This is a genomic window from Pontimicrobium sp. MEBiC01747, assembly GCF_053601635.1.
Genome location: NZ_JBSHNS010000232.1, coordinates 1 through 4,170 on the forward strand (window position 1 = coordinate 1; position 4,170 = coordinate 4,170).

Below are 4,170 nucleotides of genomic sequence, written 5' to 3' on the forward strand. Positions count from 1 at the left end.
GTGCAATTGCATCCATTTGTTTTAATGAAGCAACAGCAGTTGTAGATGGTAATGTGTACAGAGGTTTGTCTCGTTATTATGGTATAGAAACACCCATTAATACAGGAAAAGGTTTTAAAGAGTTTAAAGCTATAGCTCAAGATTTAATAGATAAAGAAAACCCTGCAGTGTTTAACCAAGCTATTATGGAGTTTGGTGCAAGACAGTGTAAGCCTAAAAATCCAGATTGTACTGTATGCCCAATAAATAAAGGGTGTGTTGCGTTTAGAGAAAATAAAATAGGTGTTTTACCTGTTAAACTAAAAACAGTAAAAGTAAAAAAGAAGTATTTTAACTTTATAGTAATCATTTCTAAAAATAAAAAAACAGTAGTAGAGCAAAGAGAAGGAAAAGGTATCTGGCAAAACTTATATCAGTTTCCTCTAATAGAAACAGCTGTATCATGCGCAGATATAACCCCAAAACTAAAAGATTTAGAGGTTTTAAGTAATAAAAGCTATGAGGTGTCTTTATATAATGAGCAAGATATAGTACATAAATTATCTCATCAACATTTATATACTAAATTCTGGATAGTTTCTGTAAATGAAGATGTTAAAAAAGGCGTTTTATATAAGGATATTAGAGAGTATCCTGTTCCTATTTTAATAGGTGATTTTATTGAAAGCTTTAATTTTTAAAAGGAGTATAGTTAAACAATACTTTTTTTTTATTAAATTTAAAATTATGAATTGCAAAAGTATAGCTTTGCAAAGCTTAAACAAAAAACGAATAATTTATGTCAGGAACATTAAATAAAGTAATGCTTATTGGGCATTTAGGAGATGAAGTAAAAATGCATTATTTTGAAGGAGGAGGATGTGTTGGTCGTTTTCCTCTAGCAACAAATGAAACATATACAAACAAACAAACTAATGAACGTATTACTAATACAGAATGGCATAATATAGTATTAAGAAATAAAGCTGCCGAAATTTGTGAAAAATATTTAAGCAAAGGCGATAAAGTTTATATAGAAGGACGTTTAAAAACAAGAAAATGGCAAGACGATTCAGGTAACGATCGTTATTCTACAGAAATCCAAGCAACAGATTTTACGTTTTTAACTACTAAAAAAGAGAGTGGAGCAATGCCAGTTACTCCAGAGCAAAAAACAGAGACACCAAAAGTAGATAATGCAAATGCTTCTACAGAAAACGATGATTTACCCTTTTAATATAATTAATAATTAAAATAGAATTCCTTGGATCCTGAACCCGCCAGCTTAACACTATTAATTTTATCTATAGATGTGTCTGTAGTTTCATGTTTTGCATTACTTATAGTGCTGCTTATTTGTTCTGCATTAATATCTGGAGCAGAAGTTGCTTTATTCTCTTTAACACGAACCGATTTAGAAGATGAAACATTAGAAGGGTCTAAAAAAATTGAAATTATATCTAAACTACTAGAGCGACCTAAAAAATTATTGGCAACCATTTTAGTGGCTAATAATTTTATAAATGTTGGCATTGTTATTCTCTTTGCCTATATAGGAAATATTATCTTCGAGAAGATTACTACAGCATGGGTAAAGTTTACTTTAGAAGTAGTAGTTGTTACTTTTTTAATATTACTTTTTGGAGAAATCTTACCAAAAATATATGCCAGTAGAAATAATATAAAATTTGCTATGCTAATGGCATATCCGTTAAAGATTTTAGATGTTGTTTTTTCGCCAATAAGTCTACCTATGCGCAAAATAACATTAGGCATTCATAATAAACTAGGAAAGCAAAAATCTAATTTAAGCGTAGATCAACTCTCTCAAGCTTTAGAGCTAACAAGTGAAGAAGATACAACACAAGAAGAACAAAAAATTTTAAAAAGTATCGTGTCTTTTGGTAATACAGATACCAAGCAAGTTATGCGACCTCGCCTAGATATTTTTGCATTAAACATAGAACAAAAATATTCCGAAATAATAAAAGAGATAACAACCAAAGGCTATTCTAGAATACCAGTATACCAGGATAATATAGATACTATAAAAGGCATTTTGTACGTTAAAGACGTATTGCCACATATAGATAAGAAAAATATGGACTGGACAACTCTGTTGCGCGCGCCATTTTTTGTTCCAGAAAATAAAAAGCTAGATGATTTAATGGCTGAGTTTCAGGAGAAAAAAGTACACTTGGCAGTAGTAGTAGATGAATATGGAGGAACATCTGGAATAGTGTCTTTAGAAGACGTTATAGAAGAAATTGTTGGAGATATAAGTGATGAGTTTGATGATGAAGATGTTGTTTATTCTAAATTAGATAATAAAAATTATGTTTTTGAAGGGAAAACAACATTAAAAGATTTTTATAGAGTTATTGATTTAGAGGAAGATAGTGTTTTTGAAGATAATAAAGGAGAAGCAGAGACATTAGCTGGATTTGTTTTAGAAATATCTGGAAGTTTCCCTAAGGCTAATAGCAAAGTAAATTTTGAAAACTATGTTTTTACAATAGAAGCTTTAGATAAAAGAAGAATAAAACGACTAAAGATAACTTTGCCTTAATTGTGCAAATTATAATTTGCATAGAAAATTAAAAACAGGTTTAAAAATTTTACAAATACAGAATATATTTTATGATTAAAAAAAGTAGTGTTACATCTATAGGTTTAATTGCAATGTTGTTACTGTTTAGTAGCTGTAATGAAGAGACAACACCTAAACCTAATGCATATTTAAGACTAGAATATCCTGAGGCAAAATACAAAACAGAGGATATTGCTAAAATGCCATTTACTTTCGATCGTAATACCCTAGGAGAAAATTTAAGAACAAAAACATTAAAAGCAGCAACTACAAGTTATGGTGTAACCGTAGAATACCCTAAATTAAAAGGCTCTATATATTTAACCTATAAAGCTGTAGAAAATAATCCAGAGCATTTAAGAACGTTTTTAAGAGACGCTCAAAACTTTACGCAAGAGCACACACAAAAAGCAGATGAAATAGTAGAGCAGCCCTATGAAAATACCGAACGAAAGGTGTTTGGTATGTTTTACGAAGTAGGCGGTAACGCAGCTTCGCAATCGCAATTTTATGTTACCGATAGTATTAATCATTTTTTGGTAGGCTCTTTATACTTCTATGCAAAACCAAATTACGATTCTATTTTGCCAGCTGCAGATTATTTACAGAAGGATATAAAGCAGATTATGGAGTCTATAAAGTGGAAGAATTTATCTACTTCTAACTAAGCAATACAGATATTAAAAGATTAAAATTAAATGTTCCTTTTTAGGTGTATATAAGTAGTTTTTATGTCTTTATAATCTGTTAATCTGTAATTGCAAAATTAACTATATACCACTTCTAAAGGCAGTAATAACGCATAAACTATATGTTATTATATGAGCTATAATAATAGCTGTTATTTCCTTTAAAACATGCGTATATACATTTTTGTTTAAATCCCTCATTAGTTACAAATTATAAGCGCTTATGCCTTATAATTTCTATAATTATTATAACTTGCGTATATACACTAGTTAGCCACAAGCTGAGAAAAAATCCGAACTAACATTAGAAATTACAACTTGAAAGCCAACGCGCATTCAAGCACATTTAATTTTGCTCATTCTTCACAAAATTAAAAGAGCTTTCATATCCTCGCTTTTTATTAAATGCTAACTTTAGTCTGTGGTATTTATTGAATACTACAGTTAGCTTTGTGAATACTAAGATTAGCAATGAAAACAAATTCAGAAATATTAGTTCAGTTTGGAAAACGAGTAAGGAAATTAAGAAAAGAGAAAGGTTTTTCTCAGGAAGAATTAGCTCATAGAGCTGGCTTACACAGAACTTATATTGGAATGATTGAACGAGCTGAAAAAAACATTACTCTAGTAAATATCGAAAAAATTGCTGAATCATTAGATACAAAAATTAATGAACTATTTGAATAAATAGTAATCTACATGATGCTAAAAAAAACCGAATTACTTGATATGTTTAAAGTAGTTCCTTTTGATTTAATAGAGTTAAAGGGAATTGGTACAGTTGTAAAAATGAATGCCTCCTCTGCTTTTGATTTTAGTGCCATTACTGGAGCTAATTATTTATTAGCACCTATTGGAATAACAATGAAAGGCAGAAACGAAACCTTTATACATCGAGCTGTTTTCCAAGAG

6 protein-coding genes are annotated in these 4,170 nt (G+C 29.8%); all 6 read left to right on the plus strand.

Features of this window, described 5'->3' with window-relative positions; all coding sequences use genetic code 11:
• A partial coding sequence (locus ACVC2P_RS07640) for an NUDIX domain-containing protein (protein ID WP_452597888.1) occupies window positions 1-680 on the plus strand: 680 nt, incomplete at its 5' end.
• Window positions 681-778: 98 nt separating this feature from the next.
• On the plus strand, window positions 779-1,216 hold the full coding sequence (locus ACVC2P_RS07645; protein WP_452597889.1) for a single-stranded DNA-binding protein: 438 nt from the start codon (window positions 779-781) through the stop codon (window positions 1,214-1,216).
• 27 nt (window positions 1,217-1,243) lie between these two features.
• Window positions 1,244-2,548: a gliding motility-associated protein GldE gene (locus ACVC2P_RS07650; protein WP_452597890.1), complete on the plus strand. Its 1,305-nt coding sequence runs from the start codon at window positions 1,244-1,246 to the stop codon at window positions 2,546-2,548.
• Between the two features lie 71 nt (window positions 2,549-2,619).
• Window positions 2,620-3,237, plus strand: coding sequence for a gliding motility lipoprotein GldD (gldD, locus tag ACVC2P_RS07655; protein ID WP_452597891.1), 618 nt, complete (start codon window positions 2,620-2,622; stop codon window positions 3,235-3,237).
• Between the two features lie 492 nt (window positions 3,238-3,729).
• Entirely contained in the window at window positions 3,730-3,945 is a 216-nt protein-coding gene (locus ACVC2P_RS07660) for a helix-turn-helix domain-containing protein (protein ID WP_452597892.1), read from the plus strand.
• A 12-nt stretch (window positions 3,946-3,957) separates the two neighbouring features.
• Window positions 3,958-4,170: hypothetical protein (locus ACVC2P_RS07665; RefSeq protein ID WP_452597893.1), on the plus strand; the 213-nt coding region annotated here is incomplete at its 3' end.

Excerpts from the sequence above, each read along its gene's own strand:
- ACVC2P_RS07660 (WP_452597892.1), top strand. The coding sequence starts at position 3,730 with ATGAAAACAAATTCAGAAATATTAGTTCAGTTTGGAAAACGAGTAAGG.
- ACVC2P_RS07645 (WP_452597889.1), top strand. The coding sequence starts at position 779 with ATGTCAGGAACATTAAATAAAGTAATGCTTATTGGGCATTTAGGAGAT.
- gldD (WP_452597891.1), top strand. The coding sequence starts at position 2,620 with ATGATTAAAAAAAGTAGTGTTACATCTATAGGTTTAATTGCAATGTTG.